This window comes from Pelomonas parva (assembly GCF_043555835.1).
Lineage (GTDB): Bacteria > Pseudomonadota > Gammaproteobacteria > Burkholderiales > Burkholderiaceae_C > Pelomonas > Pelomonas parva.
Genome location: NZ_JBIGHV010000002.1, coordinates 444660 through 458798, shown reverse-complemented (window position 1 = coordinate 458798; position 14139 = coordinate 444660). Strand labels below are relative to the sequence as shown.

Below are 14139 nucleotides of genomic sequence, written 5' to 3'. Positions count from 1 at the left end.
GGCCGCTTTACACAATCGGTAAAACGAGCTGTCAGGCCGTCAAACCCAGGCAGACCAGCATGAAAAGTCCACCGAGCAGCACGGTCGTGAACAAGCGGTGGCCAACCATCGCATCGATGGATTCCAGCGAACACAGGGCACGCTGGCTGCGGTCGGAGATGCTGCGGCACTGGCGCAGATGTGCGCCCAGGCTGTCCAGATGCTGACGCAACAAGTGATCGGGGGCTCGGGACATGGGGGGTTCCTTCCTTGATTGGCTTTAACTCTAGAACTCGAAACGCGCGGCGTCTTTCGGCGGCGGCTGCACCTTTGCGTAGGAGGCTTCCTACCGGCTGGTTCGAGGCATCATGAAACCCATGATTGCGCTCGTCCTGCTGTTCGCCCGCGTCGCCCTCGCGGGCGGCGCATTGCTGCTGATGGGCAATCTGCATGCCCAGTCGCTTCAGGTCGGCTCCAAGCGCTTCACCGAAAGCTATCTGCTCGGTGAAATCGTCAGCCAGACGCTGACCGCACAAGGCATCGCGGCCCAGCACAGGCAGGGCCTGGGCAACACTGCCATCCTGGCGGCGGCGCTGCAGCAGGGGCAGATCGACCTGTACCCAGAGTACACCGGCACCATCGTGCGCGAGCTGCTCAAGCGCACTTCGGCCGCCGATGCCCAGGCGCCGCTGAAGCAGATCAACGTCTGGCTGAAACCGCTGGGCCTGAAGGCGGCCGTGCCGCTGGGCTTCAACAACAGCTATGCGCTGGCGATGCGCGAGGCGGACGCGGCGCGGCTGGGCATTGCGACGATCTCCGACCTGGCCGCCAAGGCGCCAGCACTCAAGCCCGGCCTGTCCCACGAGTTCATCGCCCGCGCCGACGGCTGGCCGGCGCTACAGCGCGCCTACGGCATCACGCTCAAACCCGGCAACGGGCTGGACCATGGCCTGGCCTACCAGGCGCTGGCCGGCGGCCAGGTCGACCTCATCGACGTCTACACGACCGATGCCCAGCTCGCCCGCCAGCCGGTGCGCGTGCTGCGCGACGACCGCGGCTTCTTTCCGCGCTACGACGCCGTGCTGCTGATGCGCGCCGGCGTCGACGAGCGCCCGCTGCAAGGCCTCGCCGGCCTGCTGCCGGCGGCGCGCATGATCGAGCTCAACGCCGCGGCCGAGCTGGAGGGCCGGCCTTTCGCCGTCGTGGCGCGCAGCTTCCTCGGCGCTGGCGCGGTGACAGCAAGCCCCGGCTTGATGGACCGCCTGCTGGCGCCCGACCTGCCCCGGCTGCTGGGCCAGCATCTGGCGCTGGTGCTGGTCTCGGTGGCACTGGCCGTCGCCCTGGCAGTGCCGCTGGGCATTGCGGCGCACCGGCGGCCCAGGCTCTCCGGGCCGGTCATGGCCTTCGCCGGCCTGCTGCAGACCCTGCCCTCGCTGGCGCTGCTGGCCTTCCTGATTGCGCTGCTGGGCCGCATTGGTTTCGTGCCGGCGCTGCTGGCGTTGTTCGTCTACGCGCTGCTGCCCATCGTGCGCAACACCCATGCCGGCCTGCAGGCGGTGTCACCCGGCCTCGTGCAGGCCGCCCAGGCGCTGGGCCTGACGCGCGGCCAGACGCTGCGCAGCATCGAGCTGCCGCTGGCCCTGCCCACGCTGATGGCCGGCGTGAAGACGGCGGCCGTCACCAACGTCGGCACGGCTACCGTGGCGGCCTTCGTCGGCGCCGGTGGCCTGGGCGAGCGCATCGTCGCGGGCCTGGCCGTCAACGACAGCGCGCTGCTGCTGGCCGGCGCCCTGCCCGCTGCGGCGCTGGCCATCGTGGTGCAACTCGCTTTCGACGCGCTGGAGCGCCGTGTCGGGCGGCTGCACAATCGCCCGCAGGCAAGAGGGAGCCGAGGGGCATGAACGCAACGACGCGATCGGTCTGGTGGGCATGGGGCATGCTGGCTGCAGCAACCGCGCAGGCGGCTTGCTCGCGCCCCATGGCCGTGCCGATGGCGCCCGTCGGCATGAGCGTCAGCTTCGACGGCGAACGCAGCAGCGGCCTGTACCCCACGCTGCTGCGCGAACTGGGCGCCAGCGTCGGTTGCGAGTTCCAGATGCAGCGCGTGCCCCGGGCGCGGCTGCAGAAGCTGTTCGAGACCGGCCAGGCCGACCTGCTCGTGCCGGCATCCGCCTCGCCGTCGCGTGACCCCCACGGCGAGTTCGTGCCGCTGCTGCAGGTGCGCGCCACGCTGTTGTCGCTGTCGCAGGGCAAGCCCGCGCCGAACTCGCTGGCGGAGCTGGTCGCGCAGCGCGACTACAAGATCGCCGTCGTGCGCGGTTTCTCCTTCGGCCCGGCCTATGAGCAGGCGATGACGGCGCTGCGGGCCCAGCAACGCCTCGTCGAGGAATCCGACCCGGCCGGCGTCGCCCGCGCGCTGCGCTTGGGCCTGGCCCAGGGCACGGTGATGACGGCCAACATCTTCATCGGCACGCTGGCCCTGGAGCCCGACCTCGCGCCACTGATGCCCCAGGTGCGCTCGGAGCCGCTGGAGGAACTGGGCTGGTCGGAAAGCGGCCTCTACCTGTCGCGCCACACGCTCGGCGAAGCCGACCGCCGCCTGCTACGCACCGCATTCGCACAGGCGGTGCGCTCCGGGCGGGTCTGGCGGCTGTTCGTCGACAACTACCCGGCCGGCAGCCTGAACGGCAACGTCAAGCCGCTGTGAACCGCGCAGACAACAAAAAACCCCTTACGCGTTGATTCGTAAGGGGTTTTTTGCGCTACCGGACGTTGCCGGAAGCTGATTTGGTGGGCCCTGAGTGACTCGAACACTCGACCTACGGATTAAGAGTCCGCTGCTCTACCAACTGAGCTAAGAGCCCTGATTCAACTCGGCTAACCGTGCTGAGCCAGTGATTGTAGCGTGGATTCCGTCGAATCACCGCTGAAAAACCTGGTGGGACGTGCAGGATTCGAACCTGCGACCAACGGATTAAAAGTCCGCTGCTCTACCGACTGAGCTAACGTCCCGTGTCAAGCAGAGCCCGCCATTATAGGCAGGTTTTTTGGCGCCCCGCAAGAATTTTCATTCAGCAGTCTTCAAGCCTGTGCGCGCCAGGTGTAGGCGCTGCAACTCGGCCGCCGCGCACAGGCCGAAGGTCGCAGTGACGGCGACGCTGGAACCGTAGCCGTGGCAGTTCAGGCTGCCATCCACGTCACAGGCTTCGCCTTCGCTTTGCTGCGGCAGATGCACGGGCTCGACCGAGTAGACGCAAGCGACGTCCAACTTGCCCGTTCGCGGCGCGGCGTGGTGCTTGCGCAGGCGCTGCCGCAGTGAGGCTAACAGCGGGTCGTGCGTCGTCGCACTGAGGTCGGCTATCTGCACGCGATGCGGCTCGCGCTTGCCGCCGGCAGCACCAACGGTGACGAAGGGCAGTTGCCGCTCTCGGGCCCAGGCGGCCAGCGTGGCCTTGGCGCGCACCTGGTCGCAGCAGTCGATGAGGCCGTCGAACTGGGCGTCACCGATCAGGCCAGGCCAGTTGTCCGGCTCGACGAACTCCTCGACAACGCACACGACGCAGCCAGGATGAATGTCGGCGATGCGCAGGCGCAGCGCCTCGGCCTTGGCCATGCCGACGGTGGACCCCAGCGCCTGGATCTGGCGGTTGATGTTGGATTCGGAGACCTGATCGAGGTCGATCAGCATCAGCTCGGCAGCGCCGCTGCGGGCCAGCGCCTCCACGGCCCAGGAGCCGACACCGCCCAGGCCCACGACCGCGAATCTCGCGGTACGCAGGCGCCGGTAGGCCGCGTCGCCGTGCAGGCGGCGCAGACCGCCGAAGCGACGCTCCAGATCAGCGTCGAGCTGATCCATCGCGGTCACTTCAGCGTGGCCAGACGTTCCTTGGCGGCTTGGGCGGCCTCGGTGCCGGGATAGGCCTTGATGACGTCGTCAAAGCTGCGCCGGGCGGCCTTGTTGTCCTTCAGCTCGACCTGGCAGTTGCCCAGCGCTAGCAGCGCCTCGGCGGCGCGCGGATGCTCTGGGTTGCCGGCGACGAAGGCGCGGAAGGTCGCGATGGCGTCCTTGTAGTCACGCTTGCCGTACTGGGCATTGCCGAGCCAGAAGCGCACCGAGTCGGTGTAGCCGCTGGCCGGGTAGCGCTTCAGGAAGGCGTTCAGCGCGGCCACGGCCTCGGCGAAGTCGCCTCGGCGCACGAGGCCGATGGCGGCGTCATACTGACTGCGCTCATCGGGCGCGACCTGGAACTCGCGGCCGTCGAGGCTGACCTTCTGCGGCTCCAGCGGCTTGAAGCGCGCATCGATGGACTGCGACTGGTCGGTCAGCTTGCGCTGCGTGTCGGCCAGCTCGCGGGCGAGCTGCTCGTTGGTACCGCGCAGCTTGGCGACCTCGCCGCGCAGCACGTCGATCTGGCTGTTCAGCTCCAGCATGCTGCGGCGCAGCGGCTGGAGCTGATCCTGGATCAGCGCGTTGAGCTGTTCGGCGCTCCGCTTGGCGGCGTCTTCGTTGGCCTGGACCTTGGCACGCAGCTCGATGATGGCCTTGCGGGCTTCGTCATCCTCGAACAGGCCGGCGCGAGCCGGCTGCAGAAAGGCCGCGCTCGTGGCCAGGGCCAGGAGCGTCACACGCAGAACGCGCTTCACTGTCACTTGTCCTTGAGCTCGACGCGACGGTTCTTGGCCCAGGCTTCCTCGCCGCCACCTTGGGCAGCCAGGCGTTCCTTGCCGTAGCTGACAGCTTCGACCTGCGCAGCACCGACACCCAGCAGCGTCAGCGACTTCGAGACAGCTTCGGCACGGCGCTGGCCAAGGGCCAGGTTGTACTCGCGGCCACCGCGTTCGTCGGTGTGGCCTTCGAGGGTCAGTGCGAGCTTCTTGTTGTTGTTCAGACGCTTGGCGTGCAGGTCGACCAGCGGGCGGTACTCTTCCTTGACGACGTCGCTGTCGTAATCGAAGTAGACGACGCGCTTGTCACGGACTTGTTCGGTGAACTGGGCGTTAAGGTCGATGGTCGCGACCTTGGACTCGGGCACCGCCTGGGCGGTGTTCTGCGCCGGGGCCGGCTTGGGCGCCTCGGGCTGACGGGTCTCGACCGGCGCGGGCTCGTCCAGCTTGACGGTGGAACCGCAACCGGCCAGGGCGGCTGCGGCAATCAGGGTGAGCGCAAAGCGGGTCAGTTTCATTCGAATGTCTCCACAACGGAACGGGGGGGCAGAAAAGAACTAAGCGGGTCCGACAGCGGTGCCGGGCGCGGCATTGTCCAACATGGTGCGACTTGTCAAGTTACTGACGTGTAAAAGGACCCCAGTGGGGCTCGCGCACTTCGGCCAGCGTGACCAGCAGCGGCGTCTTGATCTTGCCGTCCAGCGTCGTCGTCATCAGCACTTCCTTGCCGCCGGCGCGGCTCGCATAGACGATGAGCTTGCCGTTGGGCGCGAAGGCCGGGCTCTCGTCGTCGTTGGCTTCGCTGATGGTCTGCGACTGCCCGGTGGCGAGGTCCATGACGCTGAGGCGGAAGGCGCCGCCGCTGCGGTTGATGTAGGCCATCGTGCGGCCATCGGGGCTGATGGCCGGGCTGATGTTGTAGCCGCCGCTGAAGGTGACGCGCTCGGCCGTGCCGCCGCTGGCGGGCATGCGGTAGATCTGCGGGCCGCCGCCACGGTCACTGACGAAGTAGATCTTGCTGCCGTCCGGCGCGTAGCAGGCTTCGGTATCGATGGCGCTGCTCTGCGCAATGCGGCGCACGCCGGACCCGTCGCGGTTGATGACGAAGAGCTGGGTGCCGCCGTCGCGCGACAGGCTGAGCACGAGCTGGTTGCCATCGGGCGACCAGGCCGGCGCGCTGTTGGTGCCCTTGAAGTCGGCCAGCACCCGGCGGCCGCCGGTCTGCACGTCCTGGATACGCACGGTGGCCTTGCCGCTCTCGAACGAGACATAGGCCAGCTCGCGGCCATTGGGCGCCCAGGCAGGCGAAATGATGGGCTCGGGGCTGGCCAGCGCGACCTTGGCGCTCTCGCCGTCGGCATCAGCGATGACCAGGCTGTAGCGGCGGCCGGCCTTGGTGACATAGGCCATGCGCGTGGCAAACACGCCCTTCTCGCCGGTGAGCTTCTCGTAGACGATGTCGGCGATGCGGTGGGCAGCGAGGCGGGCGTCGTCGGGCAGCACGGCCTGGGCCTGGCCAATGATCTCCGCGCCGCGCACGACGTCCCAAAGCTTGAAGCGGATGTCCAGGCGGCCATCGGCGAGGCGGTTGACCGACCCGGCGACGAGCGCCTCGGCCTGGCGGGCGCGCCAGTCGGCGTAGACGGGGCTGCTGGTCTCGACCAGCCCGCCGGGCGCGTCGACCGTGCGGAACAGGCCGCTGCGCTCCAGGTCGGCGCGGATGATGGCGGCGATGGGCTGGGGCGACTTGGCCTGGTCACCGAAATCGACGATGGCCACCGGCACGCGGGTGCCGCCGACGCCGGAGATGTCGATGCGCACCTGGGCCAGGGCGGGAGTGGCGCCGAAGGAGGCGCCGAGGGCGGCAAGGGCCAGGAGGCCGTGGCGACGGGAGACGGATGCAGGCATGGCGCGCGATTTTGCCGCAGCTGCCGGCGCCGCTACGTCGGACGAGGCCGCGTTGCGACTGAACGCCTTCACAGCAGCACGATGTCGTAGTGCTCGGTCTGGTTGGTCGGCTCGGCCGTCAGCGAGATCGGCTTGCCGATGAAGTCGGACAGGCCAGCAAGGTGGGCGCTTTCTTCGTCGAGCATCATCTCGACGACATTGGCCGCCGCGACGACGCGGAACTCGCGTGGCGAGAACTGGCGCGCCTCGCGCAGGATCTCGCGCAGGATGTCATAGCAGACCGAGCGCGCCGTTTTCACCTGGCCGCGGCCTTCGCAGGTCGGGCAGGGCTCGCAGAGCATGCGCGACAGCGACTCGCGTGTGCGCTTGCGCGTCATCTCGACCAGGCCCAGCTGCGTGAAGCCGCCGACGGTGACCTTGGTGCGGTCCTTGCTGAGCTGCTTCTTGAACTCCGCCAGCACCGCCGTCTTGTGCTCCTCGCGAGTCATGTCGATGAAGTCCACGATGATGATGCCGCCAAGGTTGCGCAGGCGCAGCTGGCGGGCAATCGATCCCGCCGCTTCGAGATTCGTCTTGAAGATGGTGTCGTCGAAGTTCTTGGCGCCGACGAAGCCGCCGGTGTTGACGTCGACGGTGGTCATCGCCTCGGTCTGGTCGAAGACCAGCGAGCCACCGGACTTCAGCTCCACCTTGCGCATCAGCGCGCGGGCGATCTCGGCGTCGACATTGCACAGATCGAAGATCGGCCGCTCGCCACGGTAGTGTTCCAGCTTGGCCGTGGCGGCCGGCATGAAGGTCTCGCCGAACTCGCGCAGCACGTCGTACTGCATGCGCGAGTCGATGCGGATGTGCGCGGTGCGCTCGTGGGTCAGGTCGCGCAGCACGCGCTCGACGAGGCTGAGGTCCTGGTGCAGCAGGCTGGCGGGCTGCATCGTCAGTGCCTTCTCGCGGATCTGGTGCCAGGTCTTGCGCAGATAGGCGATGTCGGCGCCCAGTTCCTCGTCCGACGCGTCCTCGGCGTTCGTGCGCAGAATGAAGCCACCGCCGCCGCCCTGCTCCTTGCTGCCCACCAGCGCCTGCATGCGCGTGCGCAGCGCCTCGCGCGTCTCGGGCGAGCCGATCTTCTGGCTGATGCCGATGTGCTCGTCCTGAGGCAGGTAGACCAGCATGCGGCCGGCGATGCTGATCTGGCTGGACAGCCGCGCACCCTTGGTGCCGATCGGGTCCTTGATGACTTGCACCGTCAGCGGCTGGCCCTCGAAGACCAGGCGCTCGATGGGCGTCGGAGGCGTGTCTGCGTTCTGGTGCCGGCCATGGCCGAACTGCGAGGCGCTGTGCAGGTCGGCGACATGCAGGAAGGCGGCACGCTCCAGGCCGATGTCGATGAAGGCGGACTGCATGCCGGGCAGCACGCGCACGACCTTGCCAAGGTAGACGTTGCCGACGAGGCCCCGCTCCAGCGTGCGCTCGACGTGCAGTTCCTGCACCGCGCCGTTCTCGACCACTGCCACCCGCGTCTCCTGCGGGGACCAGTTGATCAGGATGTCTTCCATCTCTAACCTTTGAATGCTGACGGCTGCGCGCATGGTGCGCGCAGCCGTCAGAGCTCGAAGCCGAATTTGTCCAAGAGCGCCGCCGTCTCAAAGAGGGGCAACCCCATGATGCCGGTGTAGCTGCCGGCAATCTTCACGATCCAGGCGGCTGCCTGGCTCTGGATGGCGTAGGCGCCGGCCTTGCCGAAGGGCTCGCGACTGGCGATGTAGCGGTCTATCTGAGCGGCAGACAGCGGCGCGAATTCCACGTGAGACACGTTCAGGGCCGACAGGCGCCGGCCGGCATCGGCGACGGCCACCGCCGTGATGACGCGGTGGCTGCGGCCCGACAGCAGGCCGAGGATGCGGCGCGCATCGGCATCGTCCTCGGGCTTGCCGAGGATGAGGTCGTCGACCGCGACGGTGGTGTCTGCGCACAGGATGGGCGCCGGCGGCAGGCCACGCGCGGTCAGGCGAGCCAGCGCCGCGTCCAGCTTGGCGGCGGTGACGCGGGCGCAGTAGGTCTCGGGCAGCTCGCCGGCCTGCACGATCTCCAGCGCCTCGGCATCTTCATCGGTGCCGGGCAACAGCAGCTCATGCCTCACACCGATCTGCGCCAGCAGCTGGCGGCGGCGCGGGCTTTGCGAGGCGAGGTAGATGAATCTGTTCATTCGCGGTGGTACGGATGGCCGGTCGTGACAGTCCAGGCGCGATAGAGACCCTCGGCCAGCAGCACGCGGGCGAAGGCGTGCGGCAGCGTCAGGTCGGACAGGCGCAGCGTCTCGTCGGCCGTGGCCTTGAGGTCGGAATGCAGGCCATCGGGCCCGCCGATGATGAGGGCGGCGTCGCGTCCCTCACCCATCCACAGCTTCAGACGCTCGGCCAGTTGCACCGACGTGCGGCGCTCGCCGCGCTCGTCCAGGATGATGCGGCGCACGCCCTTCGGCAAGGCCGTCTCGATGCGCGCGGCTTCGGCCGCCATCAGCTGCTCGGCCGTCTTGCTGCCGCGCGTCTCGGCCTTGACAGCCTTGAGTTCGAGCTTGAGTTCGGGCGGGAAGCGCTTGGCGAAGTCCTCAAAGGCGGTGTCCGCCCAGGCCGGCTGGCGCTGGCCAACGGCGACGAGGAAGAGGCGCATCAGCGCTTCTTCGGAGCCGCCTTCTTGGCCGCTACGACCTTCTTCGCTACGGTCTTGGTGGGGGCAGCCTTCTTCACGCCAACCGTCGTCTTGACCGCGACCTTCTTGGCGGCGGGCTTCTTGGCCGCCGGCTTGGCGAGACCGACCGTCATCGTCTTGGTCGCCGGCGTCTTGGCGCTGACGACACCGCGCGGCGCCTTCTTGGCCGCCGGCTTCTTGGCAGCAGGCGCGGCCTTCTTCGCCGGTGCGGCTTGCTTCACACCCACCGGGCCGAGGGGCTTGCCGGACTTCTTGGCAGGCTTGGCGGAGGCATCCTCGGACGCCTTCACCAGCTTGACCTCGCTGGAACCGAGCTTGAGCTTGACGGGCTTGTCGCCCCAGATCTCTTCGAGGTGGTAGTAGTCGCGGATGGCCGGCTGCATGACGTGGACGACGGCGGCGCCGCAGTCGACGATGATCCATTCGCCGTTGTCCTCGCCCTCGGTGCGCATGACCTGCAGGCCACGGCCCTTGACCGTTTCACGCACGCTGGACGCGAGTGCCTTGGTCTGCCGGTTGCTGGTGCCGGAGGCGATGATGACGCGCTCGAACAGGGGCGACAAATGCTCGGTGTTGAACACGACGATGTTCTGAGCCTTGACGTCCTCGAGACCATCGACGATGGCTCGTTGCAGTTTGCGAATGTCCATTCAGGGCTTCTTCCCGTAAAGACGGTGCGAGCCAATATAGCTTGCCACGTCGGCGCCCACCATGGGGCTGATGTCGTCACCGCAGGCGAGGGCCTCGCGCACGGCAGTGGATGAGATGGGAGTGTCCGGCATGTCCAGCACCTGCAGGCGGTGCGGCGGCATGCCGGGCGGCGTGACGACGGCCTCACCGGCGCGTGGCACGACGACGAGTGTCGCCAGCTGGGTGACCGCCTCGGCGCGGTACCAGGTCGGCAGGCGGGCGTACTGGTCCTGACCGATGAGGAACAACAGTTCGGCAGCGGGGTACTCGGTCTTGAACTCGCGCAGCGTGTCGGCCGTGAAGCTGGGGCCGCGGCGGTGCAGTTCGCGGTCGTCGACAGCGAAGCGCGGCTCGCCGGCGATGAGGCGCCGCAGCATCGCGACGCGGTGCACGCCGGCCGCCATGATCTGGTCGGGCTTCTGCCATTGGCGACCGGCGGGCAGCCACAGCAGGCGCTCGGGCGAGAGCGCCTCCAGCGCGAAGCGGGCGAAGGCCAGGTGGCCAAGATGAGGCGGGTCGAAACTCCCGCCAAAGAGAGCCAACTTCATAGCCAAAGTGCAGTCGGGGTTTCGTCGGCCCAGTCACGCGGGCGCAGGAAGTCGGTGTACAGGCGCGCCTCGGGCGTGCCCGGCTCGGGGGTCCAGTCGTAGCGCCAGGTCACCTGGGGAGGCATGGACATCAGGATGGACTCGGTGCGGCCGCCGGACTGCAGGCCGAACAGCGTGCCCCGGTCCCAGACGAGGTTGAACTCGACGTAGCGGCCGCGGCGGTAGGCCTGGAAGTCGCGCTCGCGCTCGCCGTAGGCATAGCCCTGGCGGCGCTCGACGATGGGCAGGTAGGCGGCCAGGAAGGCGTCGCCCACGGAGCGGATCAGCGCGAAGCCGCCGTCGAAGCCGCCGTCCGCATAGTCGTCCAGGAAGATGCCGCCGATGCCGCGCGGCTCCTGGCGGTGCTTCAGGAAGAAGTAGTCGTCGCACCAGGCCTTGAACTTCGGGTGCAGCTCCGGCCCGTGGGGCGCAAGCGCATCGCGGCAGGTGCGGTGGAAGTGCTGGGCGTCGCGCTCGTAGCCGTAGTAGGGCGTCAAGTCCATGCCGCCGCCGAACCAGGTCACAGCCGGTGCGTCGGCCGGCAGCGCCGCGAACATGCGCACGTTCATGTGTACCGTCGGCACGAAGGGGTTGTGCGGGTGCAGTACCAGCGACACCCCCATGGCCTCGAAGGGAGCGCCCGCCAGCTCGGGGCGGTGCTGCGTGGCCGAGGGCGGCAGCACGCGGCCCTTCACATGCGAGAAGTTGACGCCGCCACGCTCGAAGACGGCGCCGCCCTCGATGAGGCGCGACAGGCCGTCGCCCTCCAGCCGGCCGCCGGGTTCGCGCGTCCAGCCGTCGCTGAGGAAGGCATTGCCATCCACGGCCTCCAGCGCGCTGACGATGCGCTGCTGCAGATCAAGCAGGTAATCACGGACGGCTTGCGTGTTCATGAGCGGGGGCCTGGGCTGGAGCAGGGCTGGATGGGGCTGGCCAGCTCGGGGCGCTTGCCCACGCGGTGGCCCAGGTAGTCGGCAAAGGCGGCGAAGTCAGCTTGCGCGTCGCCTGTCGGCTGGACGAAGCGGGTCAGCGACACGACCTGCTCGCGGAAATCGAAGTAGCACAGGCCCACCGGCACGCCGGCCTGCAACGCGACCTGGTAGGCGCCGGTGCGCCAGCCACCCTTCAGCGAGCGCGTGCCCTCGGGCGCAGCCGCGAGCCAGAAGCGCTCGCCGCGCGCGGCGGCGGCCTGCATCTGCCGCACCGTGTCGGCCACGATGCCGTGCGGGCTGCTGCGGTCCACGCCCACGCCACCGATCCAGCGCATCCAGTGGCCCAGCAGCGGCGCCTTGAACAGGCTGTCCTTGCCCCAGAAGCGCAGCTCGATGCCGATCGCCCACTTGGCCAGCAGGCCGATGACGAAGTCCCAGTTGGACGTGTGCGGATAGACCAGGATGACGCCCTGCTCCGCCGGCACGCCGGGTGCGTCGACCCTCCAGCCGAACAGGCCCAACACGCCGCGCGCCAAGCGGCTCTCGCGGCGGTGCGGGCGCAGCGGCCCGGTCAGGACGACGGGCGCTGCTGTCAACGCTTGATGGCCCGGTGGCCGATGTCGCTGCGGTACTGGCGGCCGGCGAACTGGATGCCAGCCGCCAGCTCGTAGGCGCGTTGCGCAGCGGTGCGCGCGGACTCGCCCAGCGCCGTCACGCACAGCACGCGGCCGCCGCTGGTCAGCAGTTGGCCGTCGGTCTCGGTGGTGCCGGCATGGAAGACCATGGCCTCGTCCTCGTCTGCGGGCAGGCCGGTGATGGCGTCGCCCTTGCGCGGGTTCAGCGGGTAGCCCTCGGCGGCCAGCACGACGCCCAGCGCCACGCGCCGGTCCCATTGCAACTCGACCTCGTCCAGCGTGCCGTCGGTGGCATGCAGCAGCAGCTCGAACAGGTCGCTCTTGAGCCGCATCATGATGGGCTGCGTCTCCGGGTCGCCCATGCGGGTGTTGAACTCGACAGTGCGGGGCTGGCCTTGCTCGTCGATCATCAGCCCGGCATACAGGAAGCCGGTGAACGGATGGCCGTCGCGGGCCATGCCGGCGATGGTCGGCTGGATGATCTCGTGCATGACCTTGGCATGCACGTTGGGCGTGACGACCGGCGCGGGCGAATAGGCGCCCATGCCGCCGGTGTTGGGGCCGGCATCGCCGTCCAGCAGGCGCTTGTGGTCCTGGCTGGTGGCCAGCGACACGACATTCTTGCCATCGCAGACGACGATGAAGCTGGCCTCCTCGCCGGCCAGGAAGTCCTCGATGACCACCCGCGCGCCGCCGGCGTTGTGGGTCACGCCGAGCTTGTTGTCCTCAAGAATCCACGAGATCGCCTCGTGGGCCTCGTCCAGCGTCATCGCCACGACGACGCCCTTGCCCGCCGCCAGGCCGTCGGCCTTGATGACGATGGGCGCGCCGCGACCGTCCACATAGGCGTGAGCGGCGGCCGGGTCGGTGAAGGTCTCGTAGGCCGCCGTCGGGATGCCGTGGCGCTTCATGAAGTCCTTGGCGAAGGCCTTGGAGCTTTCGAGCTGGGCCGCAGCCTTGGTCGGGCCAAAGATGCGCAGGCCGCGCGCGCGGAACTCGTCGACGACGCCGACGGCCAGCGCCGCCTCGGGGCCCACGACGGTCAGCGTGATCTTGTGTTCGACGGCGAAGTCGGCCAGCGCCTTGGGGTCGGTGGCGGAGATGGCCACGTTCTGCAGCCGCTCGTCGCGCGCGGTGCCGCCGTTGCCGGGGGCGACTAACACCTGGCTGACGCGCTCAGCCTGGGACAGCTTCCAGGCCAGCGCGTGTTCGCGGCCGCCATTGCCAATGACAAGAACTCGCATCAGCCGATTTCCGCGTTGTGATAGACGGCTTGGGTGTCGTCCAGGTCTTCGATGATGTCCAGCAGTTTCTGCATGCGCTCGGCGTCTTCGCCGCTCAGCGCAATGGTGTTCTCGGGGCGCATCGTCACTTCCGACAGCTCAGGTACCAGACCGGCGGCTTCCAGCGCGGCCTTGACGGCTTCATAGTCGGCCGGCGAGGTCAGCACCTCGATGGCGCCGTCGTCGCCGGTGACGACATCCTCGGCACCGGCCTCCAGCGCCACTTCCATGACCTTGTCTTCCGACGTGCCGGGCGCGAACAGCAGCTGGCCGCAGTGCTTGAACTGGAAGGCCACGGAGCCGTCCGTACCCATGTTGCCGCCGTACTTGCTGAAGGCGTGGCGCACCTCGGCCACGGTGCGGACGCGGTTGTCCGTCATCGTGTCGATCATGATGGCCGCACCACCGATGCCATAGCCTTCGTAGCGGATTTCTTCATAGGTCAGGCCGTCGATGTTCCCGCTGGCCTTGTCGATGTTGTACTTGATGCGGTCGGCCGGCATGTTGGCGCCCTTGGCCTTGTCGACGGCCAGACGCAGGCGCGGGTTGTCCTTGATGTCGGGGCCGCCCTGGCGCGCGGCGACCGTGATCTCACGGATGATGCGGGTCCAGATCTTGCCGCGCTTCTCGTCCTGGCGACCTTTTCGGTGCTGAATATTGGCCCATTTGGAATGACCAGCCATGTGTTCGGCTCCTGGCGGCCGCATCGAAGGCGGCCTGATTTATCGTTGGCAAGCTCGCGATTTTAGAGGAC

Annotated in this window: 16 protein-coding genes and 2 tRNA genes; 2 read left to right on the top strand and 16 right to left on the bottom strand. The window is 68.2% G+C overall.

Features of this window, described 5'->3' with window-relative positions; all coding sequences use genetic code 11:
* Positions 1–31: 31 nt before the first annotated feature.
* Positions 32–235: a hypothetical protein gene (locus tag ACG00Y_RS05680; RefSeq protein ID WP_394476801.1), complete on the bottom strand. Its 204-nt coding sequence runs from the start codon at positions 233–235 to the stop codon at positions 32–34.
* Positions 236–356: 121 nt separating this feature from the next.
* Between ACG00Y_RS05680 and ACG00Y_RS05675 the strand changes: the two genes are divergently transcribed.
* Both ACG00Y_RS05675 and ACG00Y_RS05670 read left to right on the top strand, forming a co-directional pair.
* A complete protein-coding gene (locus ACG00Y_RS05675; protein WP_394476799.1) occupies positions 357–1880 on the top strand; it encodes a glycine betaine ABC transporter substrate-binding protein in 1524 nt (507 codons plus the stop codon).
* Entirely contained in the window at positions 1877–2686 is an 810-nt protein-coding gene (locus ACG00Y_RS05670; RefSeq protein ID WP_394476797.1) for a substrate-binding periplasmic protein, read from the top strand. The genes ACG00Y_RS05675 and ACG00Y_RS05670 overlap by 4 nt, the downstream gene beginning before the upstream one ends.
* 81 nt (positions 2687–2767) lie before the next feature.
* On the opposite strand, the gene ACG00Y_RS05665 is transcribed toward ACG00Y_RS05670, so the two are convergent.
* From ACG00Y_RS05665 to ACG00Y_RS05595, 15 genes are all read right to left on the bottom strand, one after another.
* Positions 2768–2843 (bottom strand) — tRNA-Lys (locus tag ACG00Y_RS05665).
* A 72-nt stretch (positions 2844–2915) separates the two neighbouring features.
* A tRNA-Lys gene (locus tag ACG00Y_RS05660) sits at positions 2916–2991 on the bottom strand.
* Positions 2992–3046: 55 nt separating this feature from the next.
* Positions 3047–3835, bottom strand: a complete 789-nt coding sequence (locus tag ACG00Y_RS05655; RefSeq protein WP_394476795.1) for a tRNA threonylcarbamoyladenosine dehydratase — start codon at positions 3833–3835, stop codon at positions 3047–3049.
* A gap of 5 nt (positions 3836–3840) precedes the next feature.
* Positions 3841–4623, bottom strand: coding sequence for a tol-pal system protein YbgF (gene ybgF / locus ACG00Y_RS05650; protein ID WP_394476793.1), 783 nt, complete (start codon positions 4621–4623; stop codon positions 3841–3843).
* 2 nt (positions 4624–4625) lie between these two features.
* Entirely contained in the window at positions 4626–5162 is a 537-nt protein-coding gene (gene pal / locus ACG00Y_RS05645) for a peptidoglycan-associated lipoprotein Pal (RefSeq protein WP_394476791.1), read from the bottom strand.
* 100 nt (positions 5163–5262) lie between these two features.
* On the bottom strand, positions 5263–6552 hold the full coding sequence (gene tolB / locus ACG00Y_RS05640; protein ID WP_394476789.1) for a Tol-Pal system beta propeller repeat protein TolB: 1290 nt from the start codon (positions 6550–6552) through the stop codon (positions 5263–5265).
* A 68-nt stretch (positions 6553–6620) separates the two neighbouring features.
* Positions 6621–8105, bottom strand: coding sequence for a ribonuclease G (gene rng, locus ACG00Y_RS05635; protein ID WP_394476787.1), 1485 nt, complete (start codon positions 8103–8105; stop codon positions 6621–6623).
* Positions 8106–8152: 47 nt separating this feature from the next.
* A complete protein-coding gene (locus tag ACG00Y_RS05630) occupies positions 8153–8755 on the bottom strand; it encodes a Maf family protein (RefSeq protein ID WP_394476785.1) in 603 nt (200 codons plus the stop codon).
* Positions 8752–9219: a 23S rRNA (pseudouridine(1915)-N(3))-methyltransferase RlmH gene (gene rlmH / locus ACG00Y_RS05625; RefSeq protein WP_394476783.1), complete on the bottom strand. Its 468-nt coding sequence runs from the start codon at positions 9217–9219 to the stop codon at positions 8752–8754. The genes ACG00Y_RS05630 and rlmH overlap by 4 nt, the downstream gene beginning before the upstream one ends.
* Positions 9219–9908, bottom strand: coding sequence for a ribosome silencing factor (rsfS, locus tag ACG00Y_RS05620; protein ID WP_394476781.1), 690 nt, complete (start codon positions 9906–9908; stop codon positions 9219–9221). The genes rlmH and rsfS overlap by 1 nt, the downstream gene beginning before the upstream one ends.
* Complete coding sequence (gene nadD, locus ACG00Y_RS05615) at positions 9909–10496, bottom strand: nicotinate (nicotinamide) nucleotide adenylyltransferase (RefSeq protein WP_394476779.1); 588 nt, start codon at positions 10494–10496, stop codon at positions 9909–9911.
* On the bottom strand, positions 10493–11428 hold the full coding sequence (gene hemF / locus ACG00Y_RS05610) for an oxygen-dependent coproporphyrinogen oxidase (RefSeq protein ID WP_394476777.1): 936 nt from the start codon (positions 11426–11428) through the stop codon (positions 10493–10495). Before hemF ends, nadD begins: the two co-directional genes overlap by 4 nt.
* Entirely contained in the window at positions 11425–12063 is a 639-nt protein-coding gene (locus ACG00Y_RS05605; protein ID WP_394476774.1) for a 1-acyl-sn-glycerol-3-phosphate acyltransferase, read from the bottom strand. The genes hemF and ACG00Y_RS05605 overlap by 4 nt, the downstream gene beginning before the upstream one ends.
* Positions 12060–13346 (bottom strand): phosphoribosylamine--glycine ligase, encoded by a 1287-nt coding sequence (gene purD, locus ACG00Y_RS05600; RefSeq protein ID WP_394476772.1) that lies wholly within the window; start codon positions 13344–13346, stop codon positions 12060–12062. The genes ACG00Y_RS05605 and purD overlap by 4 nt, the downstream gene beginning before the upstream one ends.
* Positions 13346–14068 carry a YebC/PmpR family DNA-binding transcriptional regulator gene (locus ACG00Y_RS05595; protein ID WP_394476770.1) on the bottom strand — a complete coding sequence of 241 codons (723 nt, stop codon included), beginning with the start codon at positions 14066–14068 and terminating at the stop codon, positions 13346–13348. The genes purD and ACG00Y_RS05595 overlap by 1 nt, the downstream gene beginning before the upstream one ends.
* Positions 14069–14139: the final 71 nt, after the last annotated feature.